Raw genomic sequence first — 18,721 nt, forward strand, 5'->3', positions numbered from 1 at the left:
CTTACTCCATTTGTTTAAGTGAATCGCGTAATCGTTGAGTGAGATACTTCGGTTTAACCTGGTTCAAAGTCACACGATTGCATTGTTGAAATTGACAGAATGATTTAATAGCATCGATAAAAGCCGAAACAACCAAAACTTCATCAGAATTGTGTCGTTCAAAATGCACATATTTAATCTCTAAATGTTGGGTTTTACGATGGACTTTACAATCTATACGGCCGATAAATTCGTCTCTAAAGAGTAATGGCAGGCAAAAATATCCATATTCACGTTTAGCTTCCGGGACATAGCATTCAATTTTATAATCAAAATTAAATAAGGCTTTAAGGCGGTCGCGTTGGATTACGGCATTATCAAAAGGCGAGAGTATTTTTAATCGATTGCTGACTCTGGGTAGATGTTTTTCGAGTGCACCAGCTTCTATGAAAAACCCTTCACCAGAATTTATTTTAATCTGCTCAAGTTGGCCTTGCGCTAAACCTTCATTAAGTAAAGTTTCCACTGCTTTTTTCAGCGCCTTATTTCGGCGTAAATACGTGATGCCTTTTAAAGAAACCAAACCATGGCAGCGTAATTGCTGCTCGATTAGGTGCTGGGCAAATTCTTCCGTGCTTGGCTGACTTGTGTTCACACCTGAAGGTATAACCCGTTCCGTTAAATCATAGACTTTTTGAAACCCCTCGCGACCACAGACCATTAAATCCCCTTGCATATACAATTGCTCCAGGGCTTTTTTCGCTGGTTTCCAGTCCCACCAGCCTTTAGCTGTCGTGCGCTTTGAGTCTAAGTCCCGGGAACGTAATGGCCCATCGATGCGTATCCGATCGAGCAGTTCTGCCATGCGTTTTTTATCCGGACTTTTGTACCAATGGGTTTGCCCGCTTTTAATGGCCTGCTTATAGGGTAAGGAAAAACGAAAATCAACCATCGGCAGAAAAGCCGCGGCGTGTGACCAATATTCAAATATATCACCATCCAGCAACAGTTGATTCAGCATATCCGGTTTAAAGCCCGGTACCCGCGTCTGCAAAACATGATGATGCGCACGCTCGACAACCGATATGGTGTCAATCTGGACATAACCTAAATGTTCAATGGCATTGCGCACGCCAGACAAGCCCTGACCAAAGGGCTGTCTGTGTAATAAACCCTGACCAGCCAGAGCCAGTCGACGTAACTTCGCCAGTTCTTGCGAGCGTTTAATTTTAATCATAGAGGTATTTGACTATTATGATTGTGATTATCAAGACCATAATACAATGTAACCATAATTTTATGCCCAAGAAATCGAATCAAAAATTGAATTAAAGTTTATTGTCTTTGTCTGTGTCGATTTTACCCATAACCCTTTTAATTTTAAGCAGCGAAGCCCTTAACGGTGTGCGCGGTAATTTGGGTGCCTGTTCAATCATTTCATTCATCATGTGATTAAAATCCACGTCTTGCATTTGCAACATACCGCCATGAGCCAACATGATTTTAGTTGGTGTAAGCTGTTTAATTCTGCGTAAGGATTGGCGGTATTGATTGGGGTGAAACACCGGAAAAGGCGCGATAAATCCGCGCTTAAGTTTAATCATTAAATCGGCTACATACACCCGGTTTTCTTCTTTGTGCAGAACCGATAAATCACGATCGGTGTGACCGGGGGTTTCCAACAATACCCAGTCTGGGAAATGGGGCACTTGATTACCTTCTTTGGCTTTCACATCGGGTTTGAGCTTTCGACTATAGAAGACGTTCTTCCAGGGCTTTTTAAGCTTTCGCGCCACAAAAACAGTCAACGCCATATCGATCCAATGCATTAGCAATCCATTAAAACCACGGTACCATTGCTGGGGTTTATCAGCAGAAACAATCACACAGCCTGTTAATTGGCGTAATTTATGCGCAGCACCGGCATGATCCGGATGCATATGGGTGACGATCAGGGTTTTTAAATCCGACAGAGGACGTTGCAGGTCTTGCTCTATAAATTCACTCAACATGGTGACATCAGCCCGACAGCAACCATCGAGCAGTAATAAGCCATGTGGGTATTCAACGAGATATATAGACTGGATATAGCCGGTTAAATGGTGGACTTTCATGTTGGTTTGATTGTGATTTGATGTTTTGAATGTAATGAGTAAACCGATTCAGTTAAACATTAGTTATAGTTAAGCTTAATATGGAATAGCTTACCAAAATTGAGACGATATACTGTTAAATAGTTTCGAAATGTCTGATTTACAGTTAATTCCAGCGGGTAATAAGCAGCATTAACAGTTGAAACCACCTCGCCAAAAGCACCAACACACAGATCGAAACAAGGCGGTTTTTAACAATGTTGGCTGTGGTTTGGAAAAATACTGAGGAGTGCTGCTGAGCAGCACGACCCGCCGAGCCGGTTAGGCCAGGTAAATGAAGTCATGCGGTTTCGCCGCAGGCGAATAAGCGTGACGGAATGTCCGTTAAGGCCGTGAGCGGAAGCGTAAGTCCCAAGAACACACCCTTGTGGGCTTTTCATGGTGACAAAGATGGTACTGTTGGTGCCAGTGGCACCATTAACCCCATTAATAATATCCTCGCCTGCCCGGCACCCCTGGAAGATATCAGCATGGTTATATACCCGGGTGTCGGTCACAATTCCTGGCGCCGAACCTATGATTTAAGCGCCGGCCATGATATTTATCATTGGTTGTTAAATTTCAGAAACGAAGACGCCATAACCATTCCATAAATCAGAGAATTAATTCATCTCATCTAAGCATTCGTCTCAATATTTTAATAATATTTGGATATTATGTTTGGTGTATTCAAAACACCCCTTGAAAGGTGCTTTATGCGAATTTCAAGGTGAGCAAAAATAGCACTTACCAGACTCAATACGGTGATAAAATAAATACCTCTCACATAAGGTATTCAATAAACTTTATAATCCACAAAACACATACCAAAATTTGTGCAACCCCCACGGACAAATTCAAGCTATGAAGCAAAACGACAACACGAAAGACGATCTCCTTATTGGTGGTCACAGAATACAAGCGGGCGAAACCAAAAAAATCGCATTACCCACGGTGCGTTTATACACCGATACCAACATGTCGATTCCCATTTATGTAAAACGTGGTAAAAAACCGGGACCAACCATCTTTGTCAGTGGCGCCATCCATGGCGATGAGCTCAATGGTATTGAAATTATTAGCCGTTTAATTAACAGTCGCTCCATCAATGCATTACGCGGTACTCTAATTGCGGTACCGATTGTCAATGCCTTTGGGGTCTTGAATCAGAGTCGTTATTTACCTGATCGCAGAGATTTAAACCGCTGTTTCCCCGGCTCGGCCAAAGGCTCTCTGGCCGGACGCATAGCCTATTTATTTATGCAGGAAGTGGTTTTAAAATGTGATTTTGGCATCGATTTGCACACCGGTGCCATTCACCGCAGCAACTTACCGCAAATCAGGGCTAATTTAGATGATCCGGTGACCTGTGAAATGGCCAAAGCCTTCGCCGTACCGGTTTTAATCAATTCAAATTTAAGAGATGGTTCTTTGCGTCAGTGTGCCGATGAACACGGCATCCCGATGTTATTGTATGAGGCAGGCCAGGCCCTGCGTTTCGATGAGTTGTCGATTAAGGTGGGCGTTAAAGGCATTATGAATGTTTTAAGACACCTCAATATGCTGCCCAAACGTAAGTCCAAAAAACCACCGGTTGAACCTTTTGTGGCCAGAAACAGCGGCTGGGTACGGGCCTCAGACAGTGGCTTTGTGATTCATAAAAAACAACTGGGTGATCGGGTGTATGAACAGGATGTGCTGGCAGAAATTAAAAAGCCTTTAGGCGATGTCTCATCCAAAATCCTGAGCCATGCCGACGGTATTATTATCGGCAAACAAAATATTCCCCTGGTACAAGAAGGCGAAGCCGTTTACCACATCGCTTACTTCAACAAACCCAAAAAAGTCGAAGCCAGTATTGAACATATGCAGGATCGTTATGAGTAAGGAATGAACTAAAATAAGACAGGGTTATTTGATTAAATTGTGTCGGTCTTACTAAATCGTTTTTTAATGGGTTTCTGAAAAAGCACAATTATAAAAATAAGTGGTATTACTGCGTGAATATAGATTGGCCAGCTACTAAAAGATTCAATTATGCCCCCTTCACTGTGATTTAGAGTAGGCGGTTCACCGGGTATAGACAATATGCCGTAAAGTCGACTGAGAAATTCAGCAGAAAATACGATCATGGCTAATTTCCATGCCCAAGCCCGAATTCGGAACAGGCCATAAGCAGTGACGATTTTTAAAATAAGTAGCAGAACAAACCACATCATCCACAAAAAATTCAAAACATACATTTCAGACATGGCATCACTGCGTGGGGAATAACCCAATTCCATCCAAATAACCCTGACCAAACCCGGCAGCGAAAACAGCGCGATGGCTGCTGTTATGATGGCTATTATTTGAACAATAAAAACTGACTTTTTGTTTTTCATTATGATTTCATATGATTAATAATCAAGATATTACCATGATTAATGGGGCTATTCTTTGCGTTATACCTGAGATTCACAAATTTAATCAAATTGTCTTTAGCCGTCATAAAAGTCGGCTAAAGCCGACGACCCCAACAAGTTGAATAATTGAACTTAACTTTAATCCTTTTGCCATAGCATCCATGTACAGAATTTTAATGCTATTAATTATCAGCTTTTCAGCCCAAGCGGTTATCGTCAATGGTTCTGAAGAACACTCAAGGCTGATGTTGCCGAAGTATGTAAAGAGTTCTGAATTGATTGTTATCGGTGATGTTTTTAGTGAACACACGAATCAATTTATTAAAGTAGAGGAAGTGCTTAAAGGCGAACTTACATTTAAAGGAAAAGTCATTCCAACATATTCCTATGTAACAAACCTCTCTTGTGGCACAGGTCAACCTTTGCCCATACCGGATGATGAGGTTTCAATTGTATTTTTTGATTCTGAACATAACATGCCATCTCAATTCAACAATAACAAACCCACTTCTCACGGCCGGTATTTTCACATAAGAAAGAAATTTTTAGCTGATGTGAAAAAACTTATTATAGAGTTACCTCAATAACAGTTTTTCCACAAATTGAACCTCTACCGCTTGCTTCGAGCCCGTTTTTTTTAATTATCTGATAAACACGTATTATTCTTGATTAGTTTAGGCCATCACCTTAAGATAATTTCAGATCATTCAGGAGCACACATAACATGAAAAAGAGTCTTTTTTTACTGCCTTTAGCGCTGATGGCTTGTAGTCATGAGTCTGTTAAACAAGATAACTCATCGCTGACTCAAGAAGAACAAGCCGGTATCGAGGCCATCTCAGTTGAGGCCTTAACTAAGCACGTTAAAACCCTGGCTTCTGATAAATTCGAGGGCCGCGGACCCGGCACACGGGGTGAAGAATTAACGGTTGATTATTTGATTAAAGCATTTAAAGACGCCGGTCTAAAACCCGGCAATGGTGACAACTACACCCAGGCGGTACCTTTGACTTCGGTTGAAGCCGTGAACAAACCATCGTTAACCATCCAAAGCCAGTCAGGTCAGGATATAACCTTAGACTACGCCAAGCAACAGGTTATCTGGACCCGTCATCAAACTGATTCCGTTTCTATTGATGACAGTGAGCTGGTGTTTGTCGGTTATGGTATTTATGCCCCGGAGCAAAACTGGAATGACTATGCCAATATTGATGTCACCGGTAAAACCGTGGTGATGCTGGTCAATGACCCGGGCTATGCCACCCAGGACGAAGCCTTATTTAACGGCAACAGCATGACCTATTACGGTCGCTGGGATTATAAATACGACGAAGCCGCCCGTCAGGGTGCCGCCGCAGCCATTATTATTCATGACACCAAACCAGCTGCTTATCCCTGGTCAACCGTGGCATCCAGCTGGACCGGTCCGCAGTTTGATATGGTCAGACAGAATAAAGGCGATGATTTGGCTTTGGTTGAAGGCTGGGTGACCAAAGACACCGCACAAAAATTGTTTAATCAATCAGGTTTAGATTTAGAGGACATGTATGCCGCCGCCCAAACCCGGGGTTTTAAAGCCATACCCATGAATTTAAGTGCCTCGGCAACCATCAAAAACAAAGTGGAACAACTGAACTCACAAAATGTGGTGGCCATGATTGAAGGCACTGAATCACCGGATGAAGTTTTTATCTACATGGCACACTGGGATCATTTGGGTATGGATCCAAATCTACCCGGCGATAATATTTATAACGGTGCTTTGGATAATGCCACTGGCACCGGCGGACTGATTGAACTGGCCAAAGCCTATGCCAATTTACCGGAACCACCCAAACGCAGTGTTGTGTTTATGGCGGTCACCGCCGAAGAACAAGGTTTACTTGGTTCGGCTTATTATGCCGCCCACCCTGTTTTCCCGCTCGAGAAAACCGTGGCCGGACTCAATATGGATGGCCTGAATAATTTCGGGCCAACCCATGATGTAACTGTGGTTGGTTACGGTATGAGCGAGCTCGATGATTATTTGGCGCAAAACGCGAAAAACCAGGGCCGAGTTCTGAGACCCGATTCGATGCCCCAAAATGGCTATTATTACCGCTCCGATCATTTCGAACTGGCTAAATACGGGGTACCGATGCTGTACCCCAACAACGGCATCAATCACAAAGAAAAAGGTGAAAGCTATGGGCGACAAAAAGAAGCCGAATACACCGCCGAGCACTACCATGCACCGTCCGATGAATACAATCAAAGCTGGGACCTTAATGGTGCAGTCGAAGACCTCAGGCTGTATTTCCTCACCGGTTTAGACATTATTAATAGTAACGACTGGCCTGCTTGGAATGAAGGCACGGAATTCAAAGAAATCCGTGATAAGCAGCTGAACAACACCCACTAAAGCTTCAGCACGCTTTGTGAGAAAACAAAAATGAGACCATTAATATGACGAAATATGAAAGCTTAAATGTCTATGGTGAACCACTGGAGATTTGCGGCACTGACCCCTTGACCGGTTTTTTCCGTGATGGTTGCTGTAACACTTCGCAAGAAGACATGGGCATCCACACGGTATGCGTGCAATTAACCGACGAATTTCTGCAGTTTTCCAAACTGCAAGGCAATGACCTCACCACGCCCAATCCAGAATTTGATTTTCCCGGATTAAAAGCCGGCGACCGCTGGTGCTTATGCGCCACCCGCTGGCTGCACGCCTATAAAGCCGGCAAGGCACCCAAAGTCTATACACGAAGCACCCACTTTCGAACCATGGAAGTGGTGGATATTAAAATACTTAAGGAATTTGCCCTTGATGTGCAATAAGCTGATTTAAAAATATGAAAATATTAAAAAGGAGTCTTTATGCCTAAAACGATTACAATAATTATCTTATTTCTGCTTTCAATGTCTATTCACGCAGAAGAAATAATTAAAAGCGATCAAATAAAACATCAATGGAATTGTTTTGGTGGTACATTCTCTGACTATGATAAATGGCGCACATCCATAAAAGAAAAAAATGCCAGAAAAATAAAATCAGAAGAACAACTTAAAAAATTCATGGCTTCTCTTGATTCAATGTTTGGCAAAGAACAATTTAATCAGTATAAAGCCACATTAGCCTGTCGAAACTTTCAATACACTGTGAACGGCCATTTAGTGAATGGCTATGTTATTAAACCGAAATCGACTCAAAATAAACTCCCGGTTCTTATTTATAACCGGGGTGGTAATGAAAATTTTGGTGGTGTTGTTTTTGCTTCCATGATGCGTAACCTATTTCCAATCGCTGCTGAAGGCTTCATTATAATTGGCAGCCAGTATCGAGGTACATTTATGCCACAATCAACGGTGGGTGATGAGTTTGGCGGTGCTGATGTTGAGGATGTTATATCCTTATTAGAATTCATCCCCGATATTGAGTCAGCTGATCCAGAAAGAATCGGTATGTATGGAGCCAGCCGTGGTGGTATGCAAACATTTTTGATTTTGAAAAAATCGAAAAATATCAAAGCCGTTGCCACCATTGCAGGAAATTCTGATTTATTAAAAGGGCTTAAAGAGCGACCGAAAATGGAACGGGTATATAAAGCACGGATTCCAAATTATGAACAAGATAAAGTGGCTGAATTAGAAAAACGCTCCGTCTTAAAATGGGTCGATGAGTTGCCAACTCATGTTCCTGTTTTATTAATGCATGGAACCAATGATACGCGTGTCGATGTAAGCCACTCTAAAGAATTAGCTGTGGCCTTGGAAAAGCACGACATTCCACATAAACTTGTTTTATTTGAAGGTGATAATCACACACTTTCAAAAAATAAAACTCGGGCAAACAAAGAACTGGTCAAATGGTTTCGTGATCACTTATAAACCCTATTCAATTAGCTAAAAAAATCAACCAATTAATCTATAAAGAAATAAAGCCATGAAAATAACGCAAACCTTGATTACTTGTCTATTACTGATCACAGGATTAACAAACGTTAAAGCCGACACCATCCTTGGGCTTTACGCCGGTTACAATTACTGGCAACATGATTTGGCGGATGGTATTCAAGTCAATTTTACTGATGAAAAAAATTCTGAGAAAGGCAATATATTTTACGTTGCCTTGGAACATCCCGTTCCATTTATACCCAATGCTAAAATCCAGCACAACACCCTCACGGGTGAGGCCTCTGGAACCATGGAAATACTTGGTGTGGATGGCAACCCCCAAACCGTACAAGCGAGAACCGCTGTTGATTTAAGTCATAACGAATTAATTTTGTATTATGAGTTGCTTGATAACTGGATTAATTTAGATGTTGGCGCGAGTGTTAAATATTTTGACGGCTATCAACCCATCCATGTTCAGGCCATGGTTCAGAATCGCATAAAAATCGATGAATGGATTCCTTTACTCTATGCCAAAGGCCAGTTTGACTTACCATTTACCGGCCTATCCGCTTATGGCAGTCTTCAAGCACTCAGTTTAGGCAGTAACGATGTCACCGACCTTGAAATGGGCCTGAACTATGAAACCAAAATGGGACTTGGCGCCACCCTCGGCTTTCGGGTATTGGATGTAGATTTTGACGTAAGCGATAATGTCAATTTACTCTACGATCAGCGTTTAGAGGGGTTTTTCCTGGGTGTGAATGTGCATTTCTAATTAAGCTGAATTCACTCATAACGTCTTTTTGACAGATTAAAGCCTGTTGTAATATTCAGGCTTAAATTGTGACTTTTATCTTCATTTTATTTTAAGCGACACTATAATCAGCCACATGAACTGGAAGTCACATTTAACTCAAATTAAGCAACACACCGGTCTCAACACAATTGCTGATAATGCAGTTGCTTCTACTCATATTGATATCATCATTACTGTGTATAATGGCTATGAAGCATTGCAAGAATGTATCAAAAGCGTATTAGCGCATACCGATTATAGATTCCCCGTTTATATCTATAACGATGCCAGCACCGATGCCAGGGTCAAACCCTACTTAAATGCAGTTGAACAACAATATGCACATATAAAAGTAACACACCATAATAAAAATATGGGTTATCTCGCCAATGTCAATCAAGCCATGGCCAACAGCTCACATGATGTTGTGTTGCTCAATTCTGATACTCGTGTGACGGCTAATTGGTTGACTGAAATGCAAACCATCGCCGCAGATGAACGCATCGGGGCTGTCTGCCCCTTGTCTGATGATGCCACTATTTTGAGCTTAAAAAATCACCGGCAACATAAGCAACTTCAATCTTTAAACGGCCTGTGGTTTGACATCCCAACAGCGGTTGGTTTTTGTCTGTTGATCAAACGTAAAATTATTCAACAATTAGGCGGTTTTGATGCCTATTATGCGCCCGGCTATGGTGAAGAGTGTGATTATTCTATGCGCATCAGATTGGCCGGCTATCATATCGCCGCTGCGCCTGCGGCTTTTGTTTATCATCAGGGCTCACAGAGTTTTGATCAAACCGCCACTGAACTTAAACAACAACATCAAAAACTACTGGAATTACGCTGGCCCGGTTATAACGCGGAAATTCAAGCTTTTATCCAGCGAAGTCTTGTCAGGCATATTGACCAATTCATCAAGAAAACTGACCATAAAATAAAAGTACTGCATGTGGTCCATGGTCTTGAGAATAAAGGCGGGGTTGAGCTGTTTACGCTTCAATTGCTACGAAAACTAAGCAAAGACAGTCAACACGATGTTTTGACTGGCGCTTTCAAAGACCCTCAAAACAAAGCCATGGTCCAAGCCCAACTCGGCACAGAGATAAATCTTATTGAATTACAACCAACCCGGGCACAAGGATTTATTTATACCCATCGATCAGATTTATTCAATACCACGCTGGATTTGAATTTTGCTAATTTGCTACTTTTCGGACAATATGACGTGGTTCATTTTCATTCGCTGGTTGGCATCGGTTCAATGCTTTGGCCACTGATCTGCCGGCAGCATGATGTCCCCTATGTGCTTTATTTTCATGATCATTTTGGCTTGTGCCAAATATACAGTATGCTCAGGGCTGAGGGCGGGAAAGACCGCTTTTGTGGTCGAAATCATATGTCGGCCACTGCCCAACTCTGCCAACAATGTATCCAACAAAAAACCAGATTTAACCAAATCCCACAATCTGATTATATGCACCAACGGATCGAAATCTGGGATGCCATTCTCGCCGGAAGTCTACAAAATTATTATTCCAGCCATTATCTCAAAGAACAGTATCAACAACGCTTTTTGAAAACCATCGGCAAAAACCGGGTACTTGCACCTTGCTTCTTAACCCCCAATACCTCAGCAAGAAAGATTGGCTCAAAATCCATCCATATTGCCTATTTGGGACATTTCACCGCTTTTAAAGGTGCGTATGTGTATCTTGAAGCCCAACGTCAGTTCACCCACCAGCCATCGCTTCATTGGCACATCATTGGAGGTGTGGAACAAACTTTTAAAACCACCATTGAACAACAAGGGATCCAATGCAGCGGCGCGTTTAAGTCATCTGATTTACCTAAATTGTTAGAAAATATTGATCTGGTGGTACTGTGCTCAATATTTCCGGAATCTTACAGCATTACTTTATCCGAAGCCCTACAGGCAGGTATCCCGGTCATTGCACCAAAGATTGGTGCTTTTCAAGAACGCGTGCATCATAATAACGGCTTGTTATTCGAGGCCGGCAATGCCGATGACTTAGCGGCAAAAATCAAATACTTTATCAAGCATCAGCACGAACCAGAATTTCTACCGGAAATCACCTTTGAGAACACAAGCCAGGCAAGTGACTTAAAACAGTTGCAGGCCATCTATACCAGTGTGACCGCTGCGTCCATCCGACCTCTTGCTGCAAGCACGGATAATTTATTAAATCCACCTAAAAACAGTGCCTATCAAAATATGGCTCAGTGGTTAGATGCGCCGCATACACTGGAAGCGGAACCCGATTGGAACACCCCCGATGCCGGCTTACGGGTGTGTATTATTGGTGAACAATTAACACACATTGAACGTAGTCAAGACAGTCTTAAGCACTATCTATCATCACCGAAATTGATTGATATTAAGCAGTTATCTTATAAAGAAAAGACTCAGAACACACCGATACTGATACTACTGGCCGGCACAGTTATCAATGATAATATGGGCAATTGGCTGACGGCTTTCAAGCAGACACAAACAGCGGTTGGTTTAGCAGACTTTGCCTTAATCAATCAACGTGAACATGTGTATGCACCCCATTTCCAACAGCAATTTTCCTGGTTGAATCATCGCGCCAACAACCAAGCTGTCGGTGCTATGCTGATTAATCCGGCCTTAACCCATGATGATGTGTGGAAAGCAGTTCAAAATCTAAACCATACCATGACATGGCTGCAAACCTGGCTGCAACGTACCATTGAATTATCCGGTCTGTCAGCCATCCATTATTTTCCTCATTACAGTTACGCCTTAGCAGATCAGCTTTGGGTGGAAAACTGGAAGCGATTAGACTCCCCCTCTGAATCATGCATACGCTCATCACATATTTTGCTGGTGATTAAAAGTACCAGGCCTGCCGATAAAATTAAACCTTTAATACAGAATTTACGGGCACAAAATGGTTTATTTACATGCACAATAATACTTTTTAGTGATGCACTGAAAACTGTGGAATCTGATGATGTCGTGGTTTACCCCTTAGCTGATACAAAGCAAAAACCAAGCCTGATTAAACAGCATCTGGAATCATCAGGCGCTGAACAGCTACTATTATTAAATGATAATGTCATCTTCAATGATTTATGGTGTCTCAATCACTTATTGAATGCATGCATTGAATTTAGCTTGGATGCGGTATCTCCGGCAGCTGCAAAAAGCCGAAACAAACACCATTTAATTGGCAACAAATTAGGTGGCGGATTATTCTTTTATGGTAAAGGTGTGGTCGCAGACACCACATTCCATCCAGATAATCACCCCATTGAACATAATTTACTGGATGAAGATTGCCTATTAATTACACGCCGTGCCTGGCTGACCATCCAGGACCAATTGCCGGACTTAAACCACTATTCTACATTCTTATTGTCACAATTATTGAATCAACATGATTACCGGATGGCTTTAGCTAAGGTGCCGGGACTGCTCAAATCCGGCTTACCAAGCCACGCCACAAATGTAGCCGGCGCATCTCTGGAATCAGAAAGAAAGGACATCATAAAAAAGTCTCAACAATTCAAGCCACCTAACATCTACTCCGCCGCTTTCAGTAACAGAAGAAATAACCAGCTGGATGTCAATTTTGGTACCTTTAAAACACCCAAAAATCGACCCAGAATCATCGCTTATGCCCACGATTCATGGGCCAGTGGTTTCTATCGGGTAAAATCACCCTTATCAGCCCTTGCTGCGGCCGGTGAGGCCAGTGTTTTATTTCTGCCTGAAAATCAGGCTCAACTATTCCCGACTCCTTATGAAATTAACAAGATGCAAGCCGACTGTTTATTGTTGCACCATTGTTTTTCAGATGTTCAGTTGGCACATATAAAACAATTTAAGCAGCAATTAGAATGCCCCATTATTTTAAGCCTGGATGATTTGTTGACCCAAATTCCAAAATATAACCCAATGGCTGAGAAAATCCCCAAAGACATCAATAGCAGACTTAAAACCGCCTTTAAACTGGCGGATCGGGTGATTGTCAGCACCGAGTATCTGGCCACTGAATACCGGGATTTACATGCTGACATAACAGTCATTCCAAACAACATTTCTGAACAAATTTGGCCGATTCACACAGCAAAGCCTCGGCCTCAGCACAGATTAAGAATTGGCTGGGCAGGCGCGGGACAACACCAGGCTGATTTGGCCTGGCTGACACCTGTTATTGAAGCCACCAAAGACCAAATCCAATGGGTCTTCTTTGGTGATAAACCAACTCAGGTTAATTCTGACTGGATTGAATATCATCCGCCAGTGGCTTTTGCTCAATACCACCAGGTCTTACCTTCAATAAAATTAGATATCGGTATCGCACCGCTGTTGGACAACCCCTTTAATCATGCCAAAAGTAATTTGAAATTATTGGAATATGGTGCTTTAGGGCTGGCTGTCATTTGCTCTAACGTGACCCCTTATCATTCAAGTCCGGCGATTCAATTAAACAATGAACCTGATGAATGGATTAACTGTATTGAGTCACTGTGCCAGGCGCCGTCTAAAATCCAGAAACATGGCAAAAACATGTCCGATTGGGTCATTAATAACCATATTTTAGAGCGTAAATTGGATCGATGGAAAGCTGTATTTAAACTTTAAATCACAAACCTAATCGGGCTTTAAGATGATTAATGATGGTGGCTTGCCGTTGAACTTGCTGCTCTAATTCAGGCATTCTTTTATCGACAGACTGTAATCGCTGTAATTGCTGTTCGTGATGCTTATACAAACTATTCTCACTGTCATTGAAGCAACTGCCACCAAGATGTTTGAATTTCTCAAGATTTTGCTCACAATCCGTTGCAATAGCCAGTAAGTACTGAGGTTTAGTAATATCCTTATGAGCGGTAAACTCTTTACCTTGTTGAACCCATTTAGCTTGTAAAGTAACACTTTCTGCTTGGTTATCAATTGGTTTAATTACTGACGCCAACTGTAATTGTTGACCAAATAACGCACTGTGCGCGAAGTGCCTGGATAATAAACCTTGAAACTCAACGCGATCCAGTTCTTTAACATGATGGTGGTTATGCTTGTCTTCTGGATTATAAACATCGGTATCAGGCGTGGATATAATCAAAACCCCATCTTGTTTTAATAACCGTTTAAACTCAAACAACAAAGCTTCATGCTCCGCCAGGTGCTCCAGGGTTTCGAACGATGTTATGCAGTCTAATTGATTCGCAGCCAAGCCGGTATTCAAGACATCAGCACAAACAAAGCGAATGTTATCTTGAGGATATTTTTGTTGGGCCTTTTGAATGGTGGCCGCATCGATATCCAAGGCAGTAACATGTTTCGCATGTTGTGCCAATAAAGCGGCGCCGTAACCTTCACCACAGGCCAAATCAGCAAGCTGCAGATCTTTTATCAGCGGTAAAACCCAGAAATAGCGATGCCAGTGTTCGTACCACTGATGAAATAGATGTTCCGTGGTATAGCGTTCCATGGCAATTAAAGACAGTGTAATTAAAAGAAACCACCACTGGCTGACCCTTCAAAGCCATCATCAAAAATTAAATCCGGGTAAGCGCCATAAGCATCAATTAAGGTCGGGTCATCCGGTTCACTGGTGGTAGGATCATCAGAAAAGTAAGGCGAACCGGGAATACCATATACCACTGCTTCATTGTAAATCACATTATGCCCAGGGTTCAGATTAACCACTTCAGCTTCAAATTCAACGACAGCATAATATCCTCCTGGGATAAAATCAATATCCACTTCTATCTGCCATTCATTATCATTCTGATTATTTCCATAGACGACAGTACCATCACTGGTCAAAACACTACCTACGTTTAAGCTGAGTTTAGTCTCCAAGTAATCATATAAATAAACATTATTTACGCCAAAACTTTCGTTATTACTAACTTCAATACGATAGGCCAATGTATCACCTGTCGTCACTGTGCCACTGGCATCATTATCTGCTATAAGTTCAACTGTTTTCCCTACGGTCAAATCAAGAAAACCACTGCCTTGAAAATTATTTTCACCGGCATAATCTACTTGCAAATCATTATAAACCGGTTGTGACTGTTCAGTCTGTTCTGCTTGAGCACCATTAAACTGTGCCGCAATTGTTATGGCACTCATGGTGGTGATTACTTTTTTCATTGATTGTTCCTCTTGGTGCGAAGCAGTTTCTGAGTTGCGTTTTTTAGCTAAGGCAACAGCTTCAACTTTTATAATAAAAGTCAGATATATTATATAAACTGTGAGAAAAACACAATTATTAATAGACTCAATAATCAGATGTGTGCACGTTTTCACAAAGGAGTGCTGCTGAGCAGCACGACCCGCCGAGCCGGTTAGGCCAGGTAAATGAAGTCATGCGGTTTCGCCGCAGGCGAATAAGCGTGACGGAATGTCCGTTAAGGCCGTGAGCGGAAGCGTAAGTCCCAAGAACACACCTTTTAAATTCGATTACCAACCTGATTTTTTAATTATCTTGTATGTGTAGAATTTAAATTGTCAACAAACAAACCACAGCTTAAACTCCAAAGGAGTTTAGTGCTTATAAAGTCCACACTGATATCTGCTCCTCGTTTATTCGCTTCCTTTGCAACAGATCATAATATGCCGCTTGAAAAGCTTCACGTTTGTTAGCTTCGTAAATTAGCCTACGAAGAAGTATGAGTATCGCGATCGAGTGGACTAGATAGCGATTTTGGGTATCCGAATCAAGCCCGAATACATCGTGATTTAGTTAGATGTACGGGTTTTCTATGCCCAACTCAGCCAGTAATTCAATTTCCAGGGCTTCCATGGCTTCGGCTTCGGTGTCTTCGATGTGGTCGTAGCCTAACAGGTGCAGGCAGCCGTGGATGGTGAGGTGGGCCCAGTGATTGTTGATGGATTTGTTTTGTTCTAAGGCTTCTTCTTCAACAACGGGCGCGCAGATGGCAAGATCGCCAAGGTGGTTTGAGTCGACAAAATCGGGAATTTCTGACGGGAAAGACAGGACGTTGGTGGGTTTGTCTTTTTGGCGGTAAGTGCTGTTAAGGTCCCGGCTTTCGGTTTTATCAACTATTTTGATACAGACTTCGCCGCTGATATTGAGTTTTTTGGCGATCTGATTCAGCCAGTTTTGGAACTGGTCAGCATCAGGTACAGGCAGATTATCTTCGTTGATAAGATCAAGTTGTATCATTCACACGATTGGATTCATAATCATTATTGATTATCGTAGGCGTCAACGATTTTTTGCACCAGTGAATGACGCACCACGTCTTTGGATTTAAACCAGGAAAAACTGATGCCTTTAATATCTTGCAGAATATTCATGGCATGTTTTAAACCGGATTGCTCGCCGGGGCGCAGATCAATCTGGGTGATGTCTCCGGTCACCACCACGGTGGTGTTAAAGCCGGTGCGGGTAAGGAACATTTTCATTTGCTCAATCGTGGTGTTTTGTGCTTCATCCAGAATCACAAAGGCATCGTTTAAGGTTCGACCACGCATAAAAGCCAGCGGCGCGACTTCAATTTCGTTTTTCTCGAGCATTTTTTCGACTTTATTATGCCCCAGCATATCGTACAGGGCATCGTACAATGGGCGTAAATAAGGATCGACCTTTTCGCTGAGATCTCCGGGCAAAAATCCCAGCCGTTCGCCGGCTTCTACCGCCGGTCTGACCAGCACCAAACGGCGCACCCGATCGGTAACAAAGGCTTCTACCGCACAAGCCACCGCCAGATAAGTTTTACCGGTACCGGCGGGACCAATACCAAAGTTGATGTCATGGGTGACGATGTTATGCAGATAGGCTTTTTGGTTATCAGAACGTCCGGTAATCACGCCGGCTTTGGTACGAATGGCGACATCTTGTGGCTGGTAATCCGGTTTGGTGGCGTTACCGGCCAGAATGACGTGCACAATTTCCGGATTCAGGGCTTCTTTTCTGGCTTCTTTGGCCAATAGGTTCAGCATTTGCACGGCTTGATTCACCTGTGCTTCCTCGCCTGAAATCTGAAAATTCTGGCCGCGGGCTTTGATGTCTGTACCGGTGTGCTTCGCCAGCATTTTTAAATGGCTGTCATGTAAACCATAAAGATTAATCAAACTGCCATTATTAATATCAGGAAAATTAAGTTTACGGACACTGTTGTTATCGGGTGCTTCGTTTGTGTTGTTCGGTTGCTTTGGTTGTTCAGTCATTAATATGTACACGGCCTCGTAATGAGTTTCGTAATGCTTCGGTGATGTTGACATCCACCAACTGCCCAATCAGACGTTTTGGTCCGGCGAAGTTCACCACCCGGTTATTTTCTGTCTTACCGGACAGCTCTTCATCAGACCATTTAGAGGTGCCTTCCACCAGCACTTTTTCGGTGGTGCCGACCATATTTTGTGAAATTTTAGCAGCCATATCATTGATGGTGGCTTGTAAGCGCTGCAGGCGTTCTTTTTTCTCGTCCAGGGGCGTATTATCCGGCAGGGAAGCCGCCGGCGTGCCGGGACGCGCTGAATAGATAAAACTGAAGGATTGATCAAAACCAATGTCTTCAATTAACTTCATGGTGTCTTCAAAGTCTTTGGCCGTTTCACCGGGAAAGCCGACAATAAAATCAGAAGATAAAGAAATATCGGGCCGCACTTCCCGCAGTTTGCGGATTTTTTGTTTGTATTCGAGGGCGGTGTGGTTACGCTTCATCATCGACAACACCCGGTCTGAACCACTTTGTACCGGCAAATGCAGGTAATTCACCAGTTCAGGGACATCTCGGTACGCTTCAATTAAACCATCAGAAAACTCTGTTGGATGAGAAGTGGTAAAACGAATCCGCTCAATACCATCAATGGCGGCCACATAATGAATCAACAAAGCCAGATCAACCACGTCGCCGGTGTGAGACAGGCCGCGGTAAGCATTGACATTCTGACCCAGCAGATTCACTTCTTTCACACCCTGCTCGGCCAATTTCATGATTTCTTCCAGTACACTGTCCAACGGTCTGGAAATTTCTTCGCCACGGGTATAAGGCACCACACAGAAACTGCAATATTTACTGCAACCTTCCATTATCGAGACAAACGCAGTGGGTCCTTCTTTACGTGGCTCGGGCAAATTGTCGAATTTTTCAATTTCAGGAAAACTGATATCCACCTGCGGCTTGTTTTGAGCCTGACGTTCATCCAATAATTGTGGTAACCGGTGAATGGTTTGCGGGCCGAACACCAAATCCACAAACGGTGCCCGTTTAATAATCGCTTCACCTTCCTGAGACGCCACACAACCGGCGACTCCAATGACCAGCTCAGGTTTTTTGTCTTTTAATTTTCGCCAACGTCCTAATTGTGAAAAAACTTTTTCCTGTGCTTTTTCACGTATTGAGCAGGTATTGATTAAAATCACATCTGCGTCTTCTTCGTTGTCGGTCACGGTCATACCGCGATTAGCCATAAGCACATCGCGCATTTTGTCAGAATCATATTCATTCATCTGACAGCCGTGGGTTTTGATAAATACTTTTCCACTCATCTT

At 42.7% G+C, this 18,721-nt stretch carries 16 protein-coding genes; 8 read left to right on the top strand and 8 right to left on the bottom strand.

What is annotated here, in order from left to right; all coding sequences use genetic code 11:
- Position 1: 1 nt before the first annotated feature.
- Together IEV16_RS00825 and IEV16_RS00830 are read right to left on the bottom strand one after the other, a co-directional pair.
- Positions 2-1,216: a winged helix-turn-helix domain-containing protein gene (locus tag IEV16_RS00825; protein WP_188363761.1), complete on the bottom strand. Its 1,215-nt coding sequence runs from the start codon at positions 1,214-1,216 to the stop codon at positions 2-4.
- 91 nt (positions 1,217-1,307) lie between these two features.
- Positions 1,308-2,093, bottom strand: coding sequence for an MBL fold metallo-hydrolase (locus IEV16_RS00830; protein WP_188363762.1), 786 nt, complete (start codon positions 2,091-2,093; stop codon positions 1,308-1,310).
- Positions 2,094-2,464: 371 nt separating this feature from the next.
- Here IEV16_RS00830 and IEV16_RS00835 point away from each other — a divergent pair, with 371 nt between their 5' ends.
- Together IEV16_RS00835 and IEV16_RS00840 are read left to right on the top strand one after the other, a co-directional pair.
- The gene (locus IEV16_RS00835) at positions 2,465-2,725 is read left to right on the top strand and encodes a hypothetical protein (RefSeq protein WP_188363763.1); all 261 of its coding nucleotides are present in this window, start codon (positions 2,465-2,467) and stop codon (positions 2,723-2,725) included.
- Positions 2,726-2,975: 250 nt separating this feature from the next.
- Entirely contained in the window at positions 2,976-3,998 is a 1,023-nt protein-coding gene (locus IEV16_RS00840) for a succinylglutamate desuccinylase/aspartoacylase family protein (RefSeq protein WP_188363764.1), read from the top strand.
- Positions 3,999-4,030: 32 nt separating this feature from the next.
- Here IEV16_RS00840 and IEV16_RS00845 read toward each other — a convergent pair whose 3' ends face one another.
- Entirely contained in the window at positions 4,031-4,495 is a 465-nt protein-coding gene (locus tag IEV16_RS00845; protein WP_188363765.1) for a hypothetical protein, read from the bottom strand.
- A gap of 182 nt (positions 4,496-4,677) precedes the next feature.
- On the opposite strand from IEV16_RS00845, the gene IEV16_RS00850 reads away from it, so the two are divergent.
- The 6 genes from IEV16_RS00850 (at position 4,678) to IEV16_RS00875 (ending at position 13,830) form a co-directional block, all read left to right on the top strand.
- A complete protein-coding gene (locus IEV16_RS00850; protein ID WP_188363766.1) occupies positions 4,678-5,103 on the top strand; it encodes a hypothetical protein in 426 nt (141 codons plus the stop codon).
- Positions 5,104-5,240: 137 nt separating this feature from the next.
- Positions 5,241-6,917, top strand: coding sequence for a M28 family peptidase (locus tag IEV16_RS00855; protein WP_188363767.1), 1,677 nt, complete (start codon positions 5,241-5,243; stop codon positions 6,915-6,917).
- Positions 6,918-6,961: 44 nt separating this feature from the next.
- Complete coding sequence (locus IEV16_RS00860; RefSeq protein ID WP_188363768.1) at positions 6,962-7,339, top strand: DUF2237 family protein; 378 nt, start codon at positions 6,962-6,964, stop codon at positions 7,337-7,339.
- A gap of 39 nt (positions 7,340-7,378) precedes the next feature.
- Entirely contained in the window at positions 7,379-8,389 is a 1,011-nt protein-coding gene (locus tag IEV16_RS00865; RefSeq protein ID WP_188363769.1) for an alpha/beta hydrolase family protein, read from the top strand.
- Positions 8,390-8,444: 55 nt separating this feature from the next.
- Positions 8,445-9,173: a TIGR04219 family outer membrane beta-barrel protein gene (locus IEV16_RS00870; RefSeq protein ID WP_188363770.1), complete on the top strand. Its 729-nt coding sequence runs from the start codon at positions 8,445-8,447 to the stop codon at positions 9,171-9,173.
- A 115-nt stretch (positions 9,174-9,288) separates the two neighbouring features.
- Positions 9,289-13,830: a glycosyltransferase gene (locus IEV16_RS00875; protein WP_188363771.1), complete on the top strand. Its 4,542-nt coding sequence runs from the start codon at positions 9,289-9,291 to the stop codon at positions 13,828-13,830.
- Position 13,831: 1 nt separating this feature from the next.
- Here the strand turns inward: IEV16_RS00875 and IEV16_RS00880 are convergent, their stop codons facing one another.
- From IEV16_RS00880 to miaB, 5 genes are all read right to left on the bottom strand, one after another.
- Positions 13,832-14,680, bottom strand: a complete 849-nt coding sequence (locus IEV16_RS00880; protein ID WP_188363772.1) for a class I SAM-dependent methyltransferase — start codon at positions 14,678-14,680, stop codon at positions 13,832-13,834.
- Between the two features lie 20 nt (positions 14,681-14,700).
- Positions 14,701-15,351 (bottom strand): hypothetical protein, encoded by a 651-nt coding sequence (locus IEV16_RS00885; RefSeq protein WP_188363773.1) that lies wholly within the window; start codon positions 15,349-15,351, stop codon positions 14,701-14,703.
- Between the two features lie 592 nt (positions 15,352-15,943).
- A complete protein-coding gene (ybeY, locus tag IEV16_RS00890) occupies positions 15,944-16,387 on the bottom strand; it encodes an rRNA maturation RNase YbeY (protein ID WP_188363774.1) in 444 nt (147 codons plus the stop codon).
- A 23-nt stretch (positions 16,388-16,410) separates the two neighbouring features.
- A complete protein-coding gene (locus IEV16_RS00895) occupies positions 16,411-17,394 on the bottom strand; it encodes a PhoH family protein (protein ID WP_188363775.1) in 984 nt (327 codons plus the stop codon).
- A complete protein-coding gene (gene miaB / locus IEV16_RS00900; RefSeq protein WP_188363776.1) occupies positions 17,387-18,718 on the bottom strand; it encodes a tRNA (N6-isopentenyl adenosine(37)-C2)-methylthiotransferase MiaB in 1,332 nt (443 codons plus the stop codon). Before miaB ends, IEV16_RS00895 begins: the two co-directional genes overlap by 8 nt.
- Positions 18,719-18,721: the final 3 nt, after the last annotated feature.

Origin of the sequence: Marinicella pacifica, from assembly GCF_014636635.1 — a bacterium.
In the GTDB taxonomy this organism is placed as follows: Bacteria; Pseudomonadota; Gammaproteobacteria; order Xanthomonadales; family Marinicellaceae; genus Marinicella; species Marinicella pacifica.

Coding starts and splice junctions, on each gene's coding strand:
- IEV16_RS00825 (WP_188363761.1), bottom strand. CDS start 1,216: ATGATTAAAATTAAACGCTCGCAAGAACTGGCGAAGTTACGTCGACTG.
- IEV16_RS00830 (WP_188363762.1), bottom strand. CDS start 2,093: ATGAAAGTCCACCATTTAACCGGCTATATCCAGTCTATATATCTCGTT.
- IEV16_RS00840 (WP_188363764.1), top strand. CDS start 2,976: ATGAAGCAAAACGACAACACGAAAGACGATCTCCTTATTGGTGGTCAC.
- IEV16_RS00845 (WP_188363765.1), bottom strand. CDS start 4,495: ATGAAAAACAAAAAGTCAGTTTTTATTGTTCAAATAATAGCCATCATA.
- IEV16_RS00850 (WP_188363766.1), top strand. CDS start 4,678: ATGTACAGAATTTTAATGCTATTAATTATCAGCTTTTCAGCCCAAGCG.
- IEV16_RS00855 (WP_188363767.1), top strand. CDS start 5,241: ATGAAAAAGAGTCTTTTTTTACTGCCTTTAGCGCTGATGGCTTGTAGT.
- IEV16_RS00860 (WP_188363768.1), top strand. CDS start 6,962: ATGACGAAATATGAAAGCTTAAATGTCTATGGTGAACCACTGGAGATT.
- IEV16_RS00865 (WP_188363769.1), top strand. CDS start 7,379: ATGCCTAAAACGATTACAATAATTATCTTATTTCTGCTTTCAATGTCT.
- IEV16_RS00870 (WP_188363770.1), top strand. CDS start 8,445: ATGAAAATAACGCAAACCTTGATTACTTGTCTATTACTGATCACAGGA.
- IEV16_RS00875 (WP_188363771.1), top strand. CDS start 9,289: ATGAACTGGAAGTCACATTTAACTCAAATTAAGCAACACACCGGTCTC.
- IEV16_RS00880 (WP_188363772.1), bottom strand. CDS start 14,680: ATGGAACGCTATACCACGGAACATCTATTTCATCAGTGGTACGAACAC.
- IEV16_RS00885 (WP_188363773.1), bottom strand. CDS start 15,351: ATGAAAAAAGTAATCACCACCATGAGTGCCATAACAATTGCGGCACAG.
- ybeY (WP_188363774.1), bottom strand. CDS start 16,387: ATGATACAACTTGATCTTATCAACGAAGATAATCTGCCTGTACCTGAT.
- IEV16_RS00895 (WP_188363775.1), bottom strand. CDS start 17,394: ATGACTGAACAACCAAAGCAACCGAACAACACAAACGAAGCACCCGAT.
- miaB (WP_188363776.1), bottom strand. CDS start 18,718: ATGAGTGGAAAAGTATTTATCAAAACCCACGGCTGTCAGATGAATGAA.